General features: G+C 70.9%; 15 protein-coding genes. 5 read left to right on the top strand and 10 right to left on the bottom strand.

The window, feature by feature from the left end; translation table 11 throughout:
- Positions 1–13: 13 nt before the first annotated feature.
- From ABD143_RS07050 to ABD143_RS07035, 4 genes are all read right to left on the bottom strand, one after another.
- Entirely contained in the window at positions 14–1300 is a 1287-nt protein-coding gene (locus ABD143_RS07050; protein WP_343972905.1) for an RNA polymerase sigma factor, read from the bottom strand.
- A 15-nt stretch (positions 1301–1315) separates the two neighbouring features.
- The gene (locus ABD143_RS07045) at positions 1316–1735 is read right to left on the bottom strand and encodes a YciI family protein (protein ID WP_343972902.1); all 420 of its coding nucleotides are present in this window, start codon (positions 1733–1735) and stop codon (positions 1316–1318) included.
- Positions 1736–1915: 180 nt separating this feature from the next.
- On the bottom strand, positions 1916–2326 hold the full coding sequence (locus ABD143_RS07040; protein WP_343972899.1) for a PPOX class F420-dependent oxidoreductase: 411 nt from the start codon (positions 2324–2326) through the stop codon (positions 1916–1918).
- Between the two features lie 117 nt (positions 2327–2443).
- Positions 2444–3013, bottom strand: coding sequence for an aldo/keto reductase (locus tag ABD143_RS07035; RefSeq protein WP_343972896.1), 570 nt, complete (start codon positions 3011–3013; stop codon positions 2444–2446).
- On the opposite strand from ABD143_RS07035, the gene ABD143_RS07030 reads away from it, so the two are divergent.
- The 4 genes from ABD143_RS07030 (at position 2927) to ABD143_RS07015 (ending at position 9520) form a co-directional block, all read left to right on the top strand.
- Positions 2927–5284, top strand: coding sequence for a xanthine dehydrogenase family protein molybdopterin-binding subunit (locus ABD143_RS07030; protein ID WP_343972893.1), 2358 nt, complete (start codon positions 2927–2929; stop codon positions 5282–5284). The two genes, ABD143_RS07035 and ABD143_RS07030, sit on opposite strands and share 87 nt — an antisense overlap.
- Positions 5281–6192, top strand: coding sequence for an FAD binding domain-containing protein (locus ABD143_RS07025; RefSeq protein WP_343972890.1), 912 nt, complete (start codon positions 5281–5283; stop codon positions 6190–6192). The genes ABD143_RS07030 and ABD143_RS07025 overlap by 4 nt, the downstream gene beginning before the upstream one ends.
- An 8-nt stretch (positions 6193–6200) precedes the next feature.
- A complete protein-coding gene (locus ABD143_RS07020; protein WP_343972887.1) occupies positions 6201–6680 on the top strand; it encodes a (2Fe-2S)-binding protein in 480 nt (159 codons plus the stop codon).
- A 104-nt stretch (positions 6681–6784) separates the two neighbouring features.
- Positions 6785–9520: a GAF domain-containing sensor histidine kinase gene (locus ABD143_RS07015; protein WP_343972884.1), complete on the top strand. Its 2736-nt coding sequence runs from the start codon at positions 6785–6787 to the stop codon at positions 9518–9520.
- A 207-nt stretch (positions 9521–9727) separates the two neighbouring features.
- Here the strand turns inward: ABD143_RS07015 and ABD143_RS07010 are convergent, their stop codons facing one another.
- The 4 genes from ABD143_RS07010 to ABD143_RS06995 all read right to left on the bottom strand — a co-directional run bounded on the left by ABD143_RS07010 (position 9728) and on the right by ABD143_RS06995 (position 12531).
- The gene (locus ABD143_RS07010) at positions 9728–10228 is read right to left on the bottom strand and encodes a Pycsar system effector family protein (protein WP_343972881.1); all 501 of its coding nucleotides are present in this window, start codon (positions 10226–10228) and stop codon (positions 9728–9730) included.
- A 514-nt stretch (positions 10229–10742) separates the two neighbouring features.
- Positions 10743–11282 carry a dihydrofolate reductase family protein gene (locus ABD143_RS07005; RefSeq protein WP_343972878.1) on the bottom strand — a complete coding sequence of 180 codons (540 nt, stop codon included), beginning with the start codon at positions 11280–11282 and terminating at the stop codon, positions 10743–10745.
- A gap of 395 nt (positions 11283–11677) precedes the next feature.
- A complete protein-coding gene (locus ABD143_RS07000) occupies positions 11678–11899 on the bottom strand; it encodes a response regulator transcription factor (protein ID WP_343972875.1) in 222 nt (73 codons plus the stop codon).
- Positions 11900–12075: 176 nt separating this feature from the next.
- A complete protein-coding gene (locus ABD143_RS06995) occupies positions 12076–12531 on the bottom strand; it encodes a VOC family protein (protein WP_343972873.1) in 456 nt (151 codons plus the stop codon).
- 260 nt (positions 12532–12791) lie between these two features.
- On the opposite strand from ABD143_RS06995, the gene ABD143_RS06990 reads away from it, so the two are divergent.
- On the top strand, positions 12792–12971 hold the full coding sequence (locus tag ABD143_RS06990) for a hypothetical protein (protein WP_343972870.1): 180 nt from the start codon (positions 12792–12794) through the stop codon (positions 12969–12971).
- 10 nt (positions 12972–12981) lie between these two features.
- On the opposite strand, the gene ABD143_RS06985 is transcribed toward ABD143_RS06990, so the two are convergent.
- Positions 12982–13416 (bottom strand): hypothetical protein, encoded by a 435-nt coding sequence (locus ABD143_RS06985; protein ID WP_343972867.1) that lies wholly within the window; start codon positions 13414–13416, stop codon positions 12982–12984.
- A gap of 223 nt (positions 13417–13639) precedes the next feature.
- Positions 13640–14482: an IS5 family transposase gene (locus ABD143_RS06980; RefSeq protein WP_343972865.1), complete on the bottom strand. Its 843-nt coding sequence runs from the start codon at positions 14480–14482 to the stop codon at positions 13640–13642.
- Between the last annotated feature and the right edge of the window lie 258 nt (positions 14483–14740).

The raw sequence follows: 14740 nt of genomic DNA, 5'->3' as shown, positions 1-14740 counted from the left end.
ACCGCCGCGCCCGTCAGCCCAGTTCGGCGAGCTTGCGCTCCAGCACCGCACGCTCGCGCTCGTTGCCGCACAGCCGCACGGCCAACTCCAGTTCGGTTCGCGCCTCGCCGGTGCGTTCCAGGCGAGTGAGCAGCTCCCCGCGAACGCTCGGCAGCAGGTGCGATTTCGACAGCGCCTGGGCCGCCAGCAGTTCGTCCACGATCGGGAGCGCCGCAAGCGGTCCCTGGGCCATCGAGACCGCCACCGCCCGGTTGAGGTCGACCACCGGTGACGGCGCGAGCCGGCCGAGCGCCTCGTAGAGGAGCACGACGCGCTCCCAGTCCGTCGCGTCGACCGACGCAGCGACGGCATGGCATTCCGCGATCGCCGCCTGCAGGCCGTAGGCGCCGAGTCCCCGGCCGACCCGCTCCGCACGGACCAGGGCGGCCCGTCCCCGGCGTATCGCTGTGCGATCCCAGCGCCGCCGGTCCTGATGCTCCAGCAGCACCGGCTCGCCGTCCGGCCCGGTGCGGGCAGGGAAGCGCGCCGCCGTCAGCTCGAGCAGGGCCAGCAGGCCATGAACCTCCGGCTCGTCCCGCACCAGGCGGGCCAGCACCCGCGCGAGCCGCTGCGCCTCGCCCGCGAGATCGAATCGGATCAGATCGCCACCCGAGCTGGCCGAGGATCCCTCGGTGAAGATCAGGTAGACCACGTTGAGCACCGAGCCGAGCCGCGCGGCCCGCTCCACCGCCGGCGGCACCGCAAACGGCACCCGTGCCGCCCCGAGGGTCTTCTTCGCCCGGGTGATCCGGGCCTGCACGGTGGCGGTCGGGACGAGCAGCGCCGTGGCGATCTCATCGCTCGTCAGACCGCCGACCACCCGCAGGGTGAGCGCCACCCTCGCCTCCCGCGACAGCACTGGGTGGCAGGAGATGAACATCAACGCGAGCACGTCGTCGTCGATCTGGTCCGGGTCCCACAGCACGTCCTCGGTCTCCCGGGCCGGATCGGCCGGTGCGCTCCCCGCGACGAGACCGCCCTCGCCCAGGTTCTGGGCGAGCGCGGCGTACCTCTCGTCGAGGGCTGAGCGCCGACGGAACGCGTCGATAGCGCGGCGCCGGCCGACGGTGAGCAACCACCCGGCGGGGTTACGGGGCGCCCCGTCGCGTGGCCAGGTCACGAGAGCCTCGGCCAGCGCCTCCTGGGCAAGATCCTCGGCCAGCGCGAAGTCGCCGGTGTACCGCGCGAGCGCACCGACGATCCGCGCGGACTCGATCCGCCAGACGGCAGCGACGGCCTCACGTCCGGTGGGATCGCCCATGTCCCCTCGATCCGCTCAGAGCTGACCGTTGGCCTCGCGCCACGCCCGCTCCTTCTGGATCCACTCGTTGTCCTGCGGGAACTCGTCGATCGTGGTGACCCGGCGGATCTCGGTCTTGAAGCCCGGGCCGGTGATCGGCGACCGCTTGGCCCACTCGACCGCCTCCTCCTTCGACGCCACGTTGAGGATGTAGAACCCGCCGAACAGCTCCTTGGTCTCGCCGTACGGGCCGTCGCTCACCACCGGCGGCTCGGAGGAGTAGTCGACGACCACGCCCTCGGCGGCGTCGTCGAGTCCCTCTGCGGCGACCAGCACGCCGGCCCGGATCATCTCGTCGTTGTACTTGCCCATGGTCTCGAGCATCTCGGTGAAGTCGATGTTCGCCATTCCCGCGAAGGCCTCGTCGGTGGCCCGCATGATCAGCATGTACTTCATCGTTCCGTCTCCCTAGGTGTCCGGGGTCCATCTCGGACCCTCTCACCCCAAGGTCGAACGGCGAACGTCGCGGATCGACACACCCCCCGACCTTCTTCCGAGGAACCGCCGGACCTGCCCGCGATCTCGGTCCGGTCCACCTGCTTGAGCGCGTCGGCTACGTACGGCCGCGCCCCTCGATCAGCCGGCGCGATCGGGGCCGGCGCGAGTCAGGGTGACCCGTACCAGCACCCGCCGCTCGCGCTCCATCGCCGCGCGGTAGTCGTCCCAGTTCTCGTGCTCGCCGGAGACCCGCCGGAAGTAGTCCACCAGGCCGTCCATGGCTTCCGGCAGGGACACGATCTCGGCGAGGCCCTCCACCTGGACCCAGCGTCCGAAGAAGTCGTCAGGCAGTACGCACAGCCACACCCGTCGGTCTCTTCGCAGGTTGCGCACCTTGACCGCGGTTTCACGGGTACTCACGAGCACACGCCCGTCGTCGTCCACGGCGACCAGGACCGGCGACATCTGCGGAGTGCCGTCGTCGCGCATCGTGGCGAGCACCGCCTTGTGCTGCTCGCGGATGACGTCCAACGCCTTGTCGAGATCCATCAGTTGCTCCCCTATGGACCGCGGAGTCCGATGGGAGCAGGTTTAACACGACGCGGACAAGGCCGCGTGTTGGAGCGACCGAGTGTGCTACCAACGCCGCGACGAGATGGCCGCGGCTCAGTAGCGCACGCTGCTCGCCGTCAGCGGCGGGTAGACCGCGGAGGACTCCCCGTCGACGATGGTGCCCGCGAACTGGAGCATCGCCCGCAGCGCGCCGTGCATCGGCGCGGGGTAATCGAGGGTCGGCGCGGACAGCTCGTCGAGCGTGCGGACATGCTCGGCGGAGAGTGCGACGTCGATGCCCGCGAGGTTCTGCTCGAGGTGGCCGAGTCGGCGCGCGCCCACGATCGGCACCACGGTGCCCGGACGGGTGCGCAGCCAGGCCAGGGCAACGGCGGCCGGCTTGGTTAGACGGTGAGGACGTCCGGGCGGGGCCTTGCCACATGTGGACGACGAGCCACGCCGCCGCGTAGCGATCTCCCTGCTGGCCGGCCGGGAGCCGGCGCTCCCCCCGGGGCTACCTCCGCGCCTTCTGCAGCGCGCGGAGCTGGCGCGCCTCGTCCGCGAGCGTCCCTGGCAGAGAGGCCTAGTCTGAAACGAGTGAGCGACTTCACAGAGAGCCGTACGCCCGTCGAGCCTCCGGTGTCGCCGCCGCCCATGTCCACCCAGGTTCCCGAGGGAGCGCAATCGTGGGTCCTGGGGAGACGGGAGGACGCCCGGCTGGTCACCGGAGCCGGTCGCTACGTCGGTGACCTCGACGTCGACGGCTGCCTCGACACCGCATTCGTGCGCAGCACGGTCGCCCACGGGCAGCTGCTCCGGGTCCACACGAGTGCGGCGGCGATGGTCGACGGCGTCCTGGGGGCGTGGAGCGCGGCGGACATGGGAGACGAGCCGCTCGTCGTGCCTTCGTTCTTTCCCACCCCCGAGCCCGACCCGAGGCAGATTCCTGCGCTGGCGGTCGACCGGGTGCGATACGTCGGCGAACCGCTCGCCGTCGTTGTCGGCACTGACCGTTACGTGGCCGAGGACGGCGCCGACGCCGTGCGAGTGGACATCGACCCGTTGCCCGCGCTGGTGGACCCGGGAGAGGCCGCCGCGTCGTCCACGTGGCTCTTCGACGGGGTGGACAACGTCACGGCCCGGATGGAATTCGGCGAGCCCATCCCCGACGAGGTGTGGCAGCAGGCTCCTGTTGTGGTCGAGGGCATCTACCGCCAGCCCCGGCTCGCCCCCACCCCGATGGAGCCGCGCGCGATCCTGGCCGTGCCCGAGGCTGACGGAGGGCTGACGGTCTGGGTCTCGCACCAGTCGCCGCACCGGCTGCACAGGGACCTCGCCACAGCGCTGCAGCTCGACGCGGAGCGGATCCGGGTGCGGGTGCCGGACTGCGGCGGCGCCTTCGGCTCGAAGAGCGCCACCTTCCCCGAGTACCTGTCGGTGGTGCGGCTCGCGCTGCAGCTCGGCCGCCCGGTGCGCTGGCTCGAGGACCGTGCCGAGACGCTGTCGAGCGCCACACACGGCCGCGGTCAGAACCAGCGGGTGCGGCTCGCCGCAGACGAGCACGGCCGGATGCTGGCGCTGGCACTGGAGGTGGACGCGGACGTCGGCGCCTACCCGCTCGCCCCTTTCGTCGCCGCCGAGACGGGGATGGCGGCCGGTGGCGTGTACCTGACCCCGAAGGTGCACGCCCTTGTTCGCACGGTCGTCACGAACACCACGCCCACCGCGCCGTACCGCGGGGCCGGCCGACCCGAGCAGGTTTACGCGGTCGAGCGCACCGTCGACCTTCTCGCCCGGCGGCTCGACATCGACCCGGCCGAGCTGCGGCGGCGCAACTTCATCCCGCCGGAGGCCTTCCCGTACGACTCACCGACCGGCAGGCGCTTCGACAGCGGGCAGTACGAGCCGGCGCTGGACAAGGCACTGGAGCTGGTCGACTACGCGTACTGGCGCGCCGAGCAGCGCCGGCGACTTCGGTCGGGCAGCGAGTGGGCGCTCGGCATCGGGATCTGCAGCTTCGCCGAGCGCTCCGGTCTGGAACAGGCGCCGATGGCGCACGAGTGGGCCGCCCTCGACGTCGCGCCCGACGGGAGTGTCACCGCGCGCATCGGCACCTGCTCGACCGGCCAGAGCCACGAGACGGTATTTCCCGAGCTCGTGGCGCGCACCCTCGGCATCCCCGCCCACTGCGTCGCGCTCATCCAGGGCGACACCGCGGAGGTGGCCGACGGCATCGGCACGTTCGGAAGCCGGTCGATGCAGGTCGGCGGCTCGGCGCTGCACCAGGCCGCACTGGACCTGATCGAGGAGGCGAAGCGGCGCGCGGTCCGGCTGGCCGGCGGCGAGGCCGGCTACGTGAACGGCACCATCACTGTCGGGCAGCGCAGCTGGACGTTAGGCGAGCTGGCGACCGCGTCGCCGGAACCGCTGCGCGTCGAGGGCAGCTACGACACCCCGGCCGCCTTCCCCTTCGGCACGTACGTCGCCGTGGTCGAGGTCGACCAGGAGCTGGGCACTGTGCGCGGGCTGCGCCTCGTCGCGGTCGACGACTGCGGTGTGGCGGTCGACCACGAGATCGTGGAGGACCAGACGCGCGGGGGCATCGTGCAGGGGATCGGGCAGGCCCTGTACGAGGAGATGCCCTACGACGACCGGGGCAGGCCACAGGCCGACGGGTTGCTCGACTACCTGCTGCCGACGATCGGCGAGCTCCCGCCGCTCACCCTCGGCACCACCGTCACCCCCAATCCGAACAGCGCGCTCGGCGCCAAGGGTGCGGGCGAGGCCGGATGCATCGGCACGCCGCCCGCGATCGTCAACGCCGTCATCGACGCGCTGGGGCCCGCGGCCACGGGCGCCGGATCGGCGGCGTCGGACATCGGCGGCGTCCAGCTGCCACTGACCCCGGAGGCCTGCTGGCTGGTGGCCGACCGTCAGGAGGTGGGCGTGCGATGAAACCGGCGCCCTTCGACTACGTGGCACCCACTGACCTGTCCGACGCCGTCACTGCGCTCGCCGAGCGGCCCGAGACGTCCCGTGTGCTGGCCGGTGGCCAGAGCCTGGTGCTCGAGATGCACTACCGCCGCGAGCGGCCCGCCCTGCTGGTCGACATCAACAACGTGCGCGGCCTGGACGCGATCACGGTGGAGGGTGACGCGCTGCGCGTCGGCGCCCTGGCCCGGCACCGGGCCTTCGAGACGCCGAGTGTGGCTCCGGGGGCGCTGGGGCGGCTGCTGAGCAGGGTCAGCCCGTTCATCGCGCATCCGCCGGTACGCGCGCGGGGGACCATGGCCGGCAGCCTGGCCTGGGCCAATCCGGCATCCGAGTGGTGTGCCACAGCGGTCGCCCTCGACGCCGCGATCGAACTGACCGGGCCGGTGGGCAGCCGCACGGTGGCGGGCGGTGACTTCTTCCTCGGCCCCTTCCACACGGCACGGCAGCCGGACGAGATCCTGACGTCCGTGCGGCTGCCACTGCTGCCCGGTCCCGGTCCCGGTCCCGGCGCAGAGGCGGACGCGGTCGGCGTGGGCTTCTGCGAGCAGCACCGCACGCACGCCAGCTTCGCCCAGGTCGCGGTCGTGGCGGTGCTGACCGTGCGGGACAGCGTGATCACCGGCGCCCGGCTCGGGCTGGCCGGGGCGGCGGACCGCCCGGTGTGCGCACACGAGGCAGAGCGTCATCTGGTCGGCCGGGAGGCCGCACCCGCGGTCTTCGCCCGGGCCGCCGAACTCACTGTGGCCGCCGCCGCTCCGCTTCCCGAGCCGCATGCCGGGGTCGAGTACAAGCGGCACGCGGTCGGCGTGCTCATCCGCCGGGCGTTGGCGCAGGCACGCGAGGACCGTGAGATCAACGGCGAGAGGTAGGGCGAACGATGACAGGGCGCACTCCGATACGCCTAACGGTCAACGAGACCGAGTACGACGTGACGGTCGAGCCGCGCCGGGTTCTGGCCGACGTGCTGCGCGACGACTGCGGGCTCACCGGCACCAAGCTCGGCTGCGAGCACGGGGTCTGCGGCTCCTGCACCGTGCTGGTGGATGGTGAGGGCGTGCGTTCGTGCCTGATGTTCGCGGTGCAGTGCGTGGGCCGCGACGTCCGTACGGTCGAGGGGCTGGCGGCGGACGGCCGGCTGCACGCCTTCCAGGAGGCGATCTCCGTCGAGCACGGGCTGCAGTGCGGTTTCTGCACCGCCGGGTTCGTGATGCTGGTGGTCGGAGCCCTGGAGGAGAACCCCACGATCGCCGAGGACCCCGAGCGCCTCGACGGGCTGCTGAGCTCGAACCTGTGCCGCTGCACCGGCTACGAGGGCATCCGCCGTGCCGTGCTGCGCGCGTACGGCACGGTCACATAGGCAGAGCAGGACGCGATCACGCGCGTCCTCCGCGCCCCCGAACGTGTCGCGCCTCGCGGCACGACAGAGCACAACACGCAGGCGGGGGACGTACCGTGGCGGGAGTGGCTGACGACTTCTGCGTGGGCGCCGGCGGCCAGCCGCTCGCACCCGCCCGCGCCGGCTGCGGCGGGCAGAAGGATGGTAAGCCGGTCCGGTGCTGCCGCCACCCACTGGGCGAGACGGACGACCTCAACGTGCTGACCGTCCCGCCAGAGCCCGGCGCGACCCGACGACGCCTGCCTGCCCTGCGCGCGGGGCTCTCCCCGCGGCGCCGGCTCGCCGGGGCGCTGACCGCGCTGACCGTTCTTCCCCTGCTGACCCTGGGTTTGGCCCAGCTTCGCGGCATCCTGAACATGCCCAGCCAGATGCTGCTCTACCTGCTCGCCGTCGTGGTCGTGGCGCTGCTCGGTGGGCTGGTTCCGGCGCTGGCCGCCGCGGTCGCGGCCGCGGCGCTGCTGGCCTACTACTTCATCCCGCCGGACAACTTCGCCGTCGCCAACCTCAACGAGGTGGTGACCCTGGTTGCGTTCGTCCTCGTCGCCGGCGCCGTCAGCTCGGTTGTCGGCATGGCCGCGCACCGCGCCCGCGAGGCCGAAACCCTCGCGACCGCGAACGCCGAGAGCCGCGAGGAGCTGCGCGTGCTCGCCGAGGAACAGGCCGCGTTGCGCCGCGTCGCCACGCTGGTCGCCCGCGGGGTGCCGGCGGCCGAGGTGTTCGCGGCCGTAACGCACGAGGTCGGCAGCGTCCTCGGTGCCGTGGACGCGCTCATCGTCCGCCTCGATCCCGACGGCGCGGCGACCCTCGCCGCCCGCACCGGCGCATACGCCGACGCGATGCCGGTGGGGAGTCGCTGGAACCTTGACCCACCGCTGGCCTTGGCGGTCGCCTTGAGCACGGGCCACCCGGCTCGCCTCGACGACACCAGCCAAGCGTCCGGCGCCTACGGTGACGCCGTCCGCCGGCTGGGAATGCGGTCGGCGGTCGCGACGCCGATCATCGTCGAGGGGCATCTGTGGGGCGCAATCGGCGTCGGGACGCGGCACGAGCGCCTCCCGGCCGACACCGAACAGCGCATGGCCGGCTCCACCGAGCTCGTCGGCACCGCGATCGCGAACGCCGAGGGCCGCGCTCAGCTCGAGGAAAGCCGCGACGAACTCCGCCGGCTCGCGCAGGAGCAGGCCGCCCTGCGCCGCGTCGCCACACTGGTCGCCCGCGGGCTGCCACCGGCCGAGGTGTTCGCGGCCGTCGCAGACGAGGCCAGCAGCGTCCTCGGTGCCGACGGCACGGTCATCGTCCGCCGCGATCCCGACGGCGCGACGACTCTCGTCGCCAGCGTCGGCGCCCACCGCGCCGAGCTGCCGGTGGGGAGCCGCTGGAAGCCGGAGCCGCCCGTGGCCGTGGCGGTCGCCTTGCGCACCGGCCGCCCGGCGCGCTGCGATGACTACAGCCAAGCCCCCGGTGACTACGCCGACGCCGTCCGCCGGATGGGATTCCGGTCGTCGGTCGCAGCGCCCATCGTCGTCGAGGGGCGGCTGTGGGGCGGGATCGCCATCGGGACGCGGCACGGGTGTTTCCCGGCCGACACCGAACAACGCATGGCCGGGTTCACCGAGCTCATCGGCACCGCGATCGCGAACGCCGAAGGCCGCGCCCAGCTCGAGGAAAACCGCGACGAACTCCGCCAGCTCGCCCAGGAGCAGGCCGCCCTGCGCCGCGTCGCCACGCTGGTCGCCCGTGGGGTGCCACCGGCCGAGGTCCTCGCGGCCGTCGCCCAGGAGGTCAGCAGCGTCCTCGGTGCCGACGGCGCGAACATCGTCCGCCTCGATCCCGACGGCGCGGTGACCGTTCTCACCCGCGTCGGCGACCATCAGGGCGAGCTACCGGTGAGGAGCCGATGGAGGCCTGAGCCGCCCGTGGCCGTGGCGGTCGTCCTGCGCACCGGCCGCTCGGCGCGCTGCGACGACTACAGCCAAGCCTCCTGCGCGTTCGCCGACGCCGTCCGCCAGATCGGACTCCGGTCGGCGGTCGCAGCGCCGATCGTCGTCGAGGGGCATCTCTGGGGCGCGATCGCCATCGGGGGGGTGCTCGAGCGTTTGCCGGCCGACACCGAACAGCGCATGGCCGGCTTCACCGAGCTCGTCGGCACCGCGATCGCGAACGCCGACAGCCGCGACCAGCTCACCGCATCCCGGGCCCGGATCGTCGCCGCCGCCGACGACGCTCGCCGACGCATCGAGCGCGACCTGCACGACGGCACCCAGCAGCGACTGGTCTCGCTCGGCCTCGAGCTACGCCTGGCCCAGTCCACAGAGCCCGCGGACCGCACCGCCCTTCAGACGCAGATCGGCCGCGTCGCCGACGAGCTCAATGTGGTGATCGAGGAGCTGCGCGAGATCACCCGCGGCATCCACCCGGCGATCCTGTCCGAAGGCGGGCTCGGCCCGGCCCTGCGCACTCTCGCCCGCCGCGCGGCGATCCCGGTGGAACTCGACATCCGGACCGACACCCGCGCCGCGCCGCCGATCGAGGTGGCGGCCTACTACGTCGTGTCCGAGGCGCTCACCAACACCACCAAACACGCCCGCGCCTCCTACGCCCACGTCATCGTCGAACAACGCGACGCCATGCTGTGTCTCTCGATCCGCGACGACGGCATCGGCGGCGCCGACCCCGCGGGGGGCTCGGGTCTGATCGGGCTGCGTGACCGGGTGCATGCCCTGGGCGGGGCGATCGAGGTCAGCAGCCCGACCGGGGAAGGGACCGCGATCGTCGTCGAGCTTCCCCTGCAGCCCGGATGACCGATCGACCCGCCCTGCGCCGCTCAGGGGTACGCCGTGAAGCCGGACCACCACGACGACCCGCGCGGCTGCCGACCGCGCGCCGAAGGTCTCGCTGGTACGAGCATTTCGTCGACGAAGCCGAGCGGATGTGGCAAGCCGGTCTTCCTTGGCCGCTGCAGCCCGACCAAATGCTCGATATCGACCCGCGAGGTTGAAGGCGGTCGCTCAGAAGCCGACGACGGACCCAGCCAGGAGAAACACACTGCCGATGATCGCGAACTGCAGTGCTGCACGGAACGCCGAAAACTTTGCGCGAGCGATGCCCGAGAGCGCGACTGCCTGCACCCAGGCCTCACGTCGGACTCCGCCGGGCTCGCGGCGGAAGATCAGGTCCAGAGCCTGCTGTGACACCCACGGCCAGGAAAACCGTGATTCGGAGGAGGTCTCGTCCAAGCGCGGGACCAGAACCCGGTAGATGTAGAACACCGAGATGCCAAGCATCGCTGCAGCCACAGCAAAGAGGACCAGCCCGGCGACCTCCCGGACGCCGAATACGAGGTACCCCCTCAACGTCGACTGGAGCTGCCCTGTCAGTGCCGCGCCGAGCACGGCGAGCGCCGCAAGCAGAAGGCCCGCCTTCGCATCGGCGTTGAAGATCCAGGACGATGTTTGCGTGATCATGAACTGGCCGTCCGTATCCAGATGGCCTGAGGAGGTGCTTGTCACTGGTGATGCTGGCGTGGGAGCTGGGCTGACCTCAGTTGGATCCGTGTCTTCTGGAGCAGTCCGCACCTGGTGACTCCCGGGGTCGCACGTGGTCCTGCACTTGTGTCGAGTGCGGGCATGAGTCGATCACCGAGATGGCCCGGTGGCGACAACAGATGTCGATCTTAAGCCCTGTCACGCAGAGACGTGGTTCATCGGCATGTCTCCCGAACCGAGTCCAACATGCGCACCCCATCTCGTCGCGTGGATTCCTCCCGGACAGCTGGCCCGCACCAGCAGCGCCTGCTTTGCGCTCGCCCACCTGCAGCTAACTATGGCCGCCCGATCCTACGAGTTCGCTGCGTTCCGGGCGGCGATCGAGGTGATGGTGATCGACCTGCCCCAACAGGGCCTGATCACCAGTGATGTCGACGAACCCGGTCTCCCACGGATCCGTGCGCGGTCATAAGGAAGAGGTCGGAGTTCAAGCCCACCGAGGCCCACCACACACCACTCGATTGCTGGACCCCCGCGCCTACTTCCGCGCGCGGAAGCGGAGCATCGTCACGGGACCTGACTGCGTGTTGCTGAACGGTTCCAGGTCGATCCTACCGAGGCCCGAAGTCGAGAAGCGCACGCCGTCGCCGAGCAGCACTGGCAGGACATACACCAGGACCTCGTCGACGTGCCCTCGCTGCAGGCACTGACTGGCTATGTCGGCACCGAGGATCTCCAGGTTCTTCCCGCCCGCGGCGGCGCGCGCAGTGGCGACGGCCTCCGAGAGGTCGCAAGTGAGGAATGTGAACCCTTGCTCCGGCTCGTCCGGCGCCTGGTGCGTCAGGACGAACACCGGCCCCCCGTCGTAGTCGGTGTCCTCGCTGGACATCCGCTTGCCGACCTCGTGGGTACCCCGGCCGACGAGCATGGCGCCGGTGGCGTGCATGACCTCCGGAAACGCGTACTCGTTGTACTCGATGACCCAGTCCATCGCGTTGTTGGGGCCAGCGATGAAGCCGTCCAGCGACATCGCCCTATTCACAACGACCTTGCCCAGGTCAGCATCCGTATCGCTCATGCCGGTTACGACCCTGCGCAAGTCACGAACTCATCGGCTTCGGCGGGAGCAATCCGCGGACCGCCCCGGGACGACCGCACCGAGGGCAGGCCGTACATGCTCAGGTCAACACGTGCTCGCTGGCTATTCGTAACAGGCGGACCGTCTTTCACGAGGCTGGATCGTAGTCCGCATTCGTCGCGCTGCTCGTGTTCGTTCCAGGGATCGGGCGCGTCCTGTTGGTGGTGGCGTAGCCGGCCACGCGCGCCGCCGCCAGGCGGCGCCTTGACGCTGCCTGTCATCGGGCCGAGCGAAGAACCGGCTGGTGAGCTGTGGAGCCGCCTTGGGGAGTCGAACCCCAGACCTACGCATTACGAGAATTTCCGTCTCCAGGGTCACCTCAGGCGCCAGTTGCATCAGCGCGTTTCCGAGACTCTCAGCAGTGCGTGACTGGCATCGCGGGAACTGGTTGGAGGCCACGAAGGAGGCCACGCGGATCCACAGCGGTGGTGCCGCGCCACGGTGGCCGCGAGCTCGGAGCGGCTGCGCAGTCCGAGCTTTCGCAGGCTGTGCGAGATGTGGGTCTGCACGGTGCGCGGCGAGAGATGGAGCCGGGCCGCGATCTGCGGACTGGTCACGCCCCGGCCGGCAGCGGAGCCGACCAGGCGACCGCCGGGACCTCCGAGGACGCGGTGGACGGCGGCGCCCGGGGCTGAGCGCGTCGGTCACCGCAGGTCCCGGCTAGCGGCGATCGCCCGTTCCGGCGTCGCCGGGCGCCGCCTGAAGCGCCAGCCGCCGCTCCCCCCTCGCCGGGTCAGGCCGGGGCGCCGGCGTCCCCCGTCGAGGCCGCGAGCGCCTGCGCCGCGGGGTCCATCCACATCACCTGCCAGCCGTGGCCGTCGGGGTCGAAGAAGCTCCGCGAGTACATGAACCCGTGGTCCTCGGCGCCGTCCGCCTCGGTGCCGCCCGCGGCGAGGGCCGCGGCGGAGATCGCGTCGACCTCGTCCCGCGTCGACACGCTGAAGCAGTAGAGGGCCAGCGTGTGCGTCGTGGGATCGGCGATCGGCAGTTTCGCGTACTGCGCGAACGTCTCGCGGCCGAGCAGCATGACGAAGGCCTGCTCGCCGACGAGCATGCAAGCGGCGGTCTCGTCGGTGAACGCCGGGTCGTAGGTGAACCCGAGCTTCGAGAAGAATGCCTTGCTGCGCTCGAGGTCGGCTACGGGGATGTTCACGAACAGCATCCGGCCGGGGTGTGCGGGCGTGGTCATGGTGGGGCTCCAGTCGACGGTACGCCAGTTCGACCGGCCCAGCCCCGCGGATTTCATCGGTTGCCCGGTCGATCTCCCGTGCTGGCCTTGGCGTCCCTGGCCGGCAGCCGGAGGGTCAGCAGGAGCGAGACAGCCGGCGGCGAGGGTCGCCAGGGCGGTGACGGCGAGCGATACCTACGGTGACCTGCGGCTTGAGCCCTGTGAACCTGTCGTCGTTGGGCGTCGATTCGGGGCGTCTGCCGGTCAAAAGTGACCCAAAGATGTCCCAGCCCATCCCGCCCGTAGCCCCCGCCCCCGACCGGCCGGTACCGCCGATGGCCGGTACCGCCGCGATCGGGGCGGTTGTGCATCTGCTGGCCACCGCCATCGAGGAGGGCCGGGACCTGTCCTCGATGAGCGGCATCCTGGTCGACACCGCCTACCGTCTGCTGCTGGCCTGACTGCCAGGCCTCACTTCAGGTGCCGGGCGAAGAACCGGGCCGCGTCGTCCACCTTGAACCACGGGGTACCGGCGTGCCCGCCCAGATAGGCGTGCGTCTTCTCCCTGGTGCCGATGGCGTCGAACAGATCCATGGTCGGCTGCCGTGCCACCCCTTCGTCGTCCCACTGCAGCAGGAACTGCAGCGGAATGGTGACCTGCCGGGCTTCCTCGAACAGGGTGTCGGGCACGAAACCGCCGCCGAAGAATGCGGCGGCCGCGATGCGCGGCTCGACCAGCGCCAGCCGAATGCCGATGGCGGTCATCCCGTCGTACCCCACCGGGCCAGCGATCTCGGGCAGCGAAAGGAGGGCGTCCAGGGTGGTCCGCCATTCCGGGACCGCCCTTTTGACCAGCGGGACGATGAAGGCGTCGACGATCTCGTTGACCGGCTCGCCGGCCTCCATCGCCCTCGGCGCGGGCCTGCTCGTCGACGGCAGAACGGGGCCGGTCACCGTGCCCGGGTGCGTCGATGGCGGCCGCCGCGTAGCCGTACTCCGCCGCGTAGCGCCGGGCCCGGGCGACGAGCCGGGGGAGCCGCTTGTGCAAGCCGCCCGATCAGGATCAGCGGGGCCGGTGCGGATCCAGGCGTCCATAGGACGCCGGGGATCTCGCTGAGAGTCGAGAAGTTCAACTTGAGGGTGTGAAGGTACGCCGTTGCTGACGGGTCGCGAGCCCGCCGCGGGCGATGCGTCGGGTGATGGTGTTGATCGCGGCCCAGCGGATCATGGCTTCGGATACTGCGGGGTCGCGTTCGTAGTCCCGGGCCAGGCGGCGGTGCGCGGTGATCCAGGCGAAGGTCCGCTCGACCGCCCAGCGGCGCTGGATGATCGCGAACCCGCGCTGGTTGGCGGGCTTGCGCACGATGTGCAGGGTGGTGGCCAGGATCGTGTTGGCCCAGTCGAGCAGCCGGCCGGCGAAGGCGCCGTCGGCGAAGACGAACCGCACCGGCGTGCGCAGGCAGGTCTCCAGCAGGACGGGCTTGGCGCCGTCGCGGTCTTGCATGCTGGCGGAGAGGACGACGACGGTCAGCAGGAGTCCCAGGGTGTCGGTGACGATGAACCGCTTGCGCCCATTGATCTTCTTTCCTGCGTCGTAGCCGCGGGAGTCCCGCCCGACGTTGTCGGCACCCTTCACGCTCTGGGAGTCGATCAGCCCGGCGCTGGGCTGCGGGTTGCGTCCTTCCTGCACCCGCAGCTGTTCGCGCACCACCGGCAGGATCTGCTCGGTGACTCCTCCCTGCTCCCAGCGGACGAAGTGCCAGTACACCGTCTGCCAGGGCGGGAAGTCAGCCGGGAGCTGCCGCCACGAGCACCCGGTTCGGACCACGTAGAGGATCGCGTCCACCAGTGCCCGGCGTGGGTGCTTCTCCGGTCGGCCCCCGGTCTTCACCTCCGGCAGCAGCTGCTCGATCAGAGCCCACTGCTCGTCGCTGGTGTCCGAGGGGTACCGCGCGTCGTGCCACCCGGACACAGTTGATCACCCAGCCGACAAGATCACGCAGGCGCGCCGATCCTTCTCAAACACGCTCTGAGGGTGAATTCGCGTTCGCGGACGCCGTCGTCGAGGCGCTGTTCAGAAGTGAATCGCATGGTCGTGCCTTTCGGGAGTGCTCTTGAATGGCGCTCCCCGGACGACCTATCGCCCGACCGTGACCCCGGAGGGGAGCACCCATGTCGATACTGCGTTACGGGTACCACCTCCTCGTTCTCTGGCACGGCCTCTGAAGAA

This window comes from Pseudonocardia aurantiaca (genome assembly GCF_039526725.1).
Taxonomy (GTDB): Bacteria; Actinomycetota; Actinomycetes; order Mycobacteriales; family Pseudonocardiaceae; genus Pseudonocardia; species Pseudonocardia aurantiaca.
The sequence above is the reverse complement of the archived record's forward strand: the minus strand, read 5'-3'. Positions and strand labels throughout refer to the sequence as shown.

Bases quoted from the DNA above. Each gene is read 5' to 3' on its own strand.
- ABD143_RS07050 (WP_343972905.1), bottom strand. From the start codon at position 1,300: ATGGGCGATCCCACCGGACGTGAGGCCGTCGCTGCCGTCTGGCGGATC.
- ABD143_RS07045 (WP_343972902.1), bottom strand. From the start codon at position 1,735: ATGAAGTACATGCTGATCATGCGGGCCACCGACGAGGCCTTCGCGGGA.
- ABD143_RS07040 (WP_343972899.1), bottom strand. From the start codon at position 2,326: ATGGATCTCGACAAGGCGTTGGACGTCATCCGCGAGCAGCACAAGGCG.
- ABD143_RS07025 (WP_343972890.1), top strand. From the start codon at position 5,281: ATGAAACCGGCGCCCTTCGACTACGTGGCACCCACTGACCTGTCCGAC.
- ABD143_RS07020 (WP_343972887.1), top strand. From the start codon at position 6,201: ATGACAGGGCGCACTCCGATACGCCTAACGGTCAACGAGACCGAGTAC.
- ABD143_RS07005 (WP_343972878.1), bottom strand. From the start codon at position 11,282: ATGAGCGATACGGATGCTGACCTGGGCAAGGTCGTTGTGAATAGGGCG.
- ABD143_RS06995 (WP_343972873.1), bottom strand. From the start codon at position 12,531: ATGACCACGCCCGCACACCCCGGCCGGATGCTGTTCGTGAACATCCCC.
- ABD143_RS06990 (WP_343972870.1), top strand. From the start codon at position 12,792: ATGTCCCAGCCCATCCCGCCCGTAGCCCCCGCCCCCGACCGGCCGGTA.
- ABD143_RS06985 (WP_343972867.1), bottom strand. From the start codon at position 13,416: ATGGAGGCCGGCGAGCCGGTCAACGAGATCGTCGACGCCTTCATCGTC.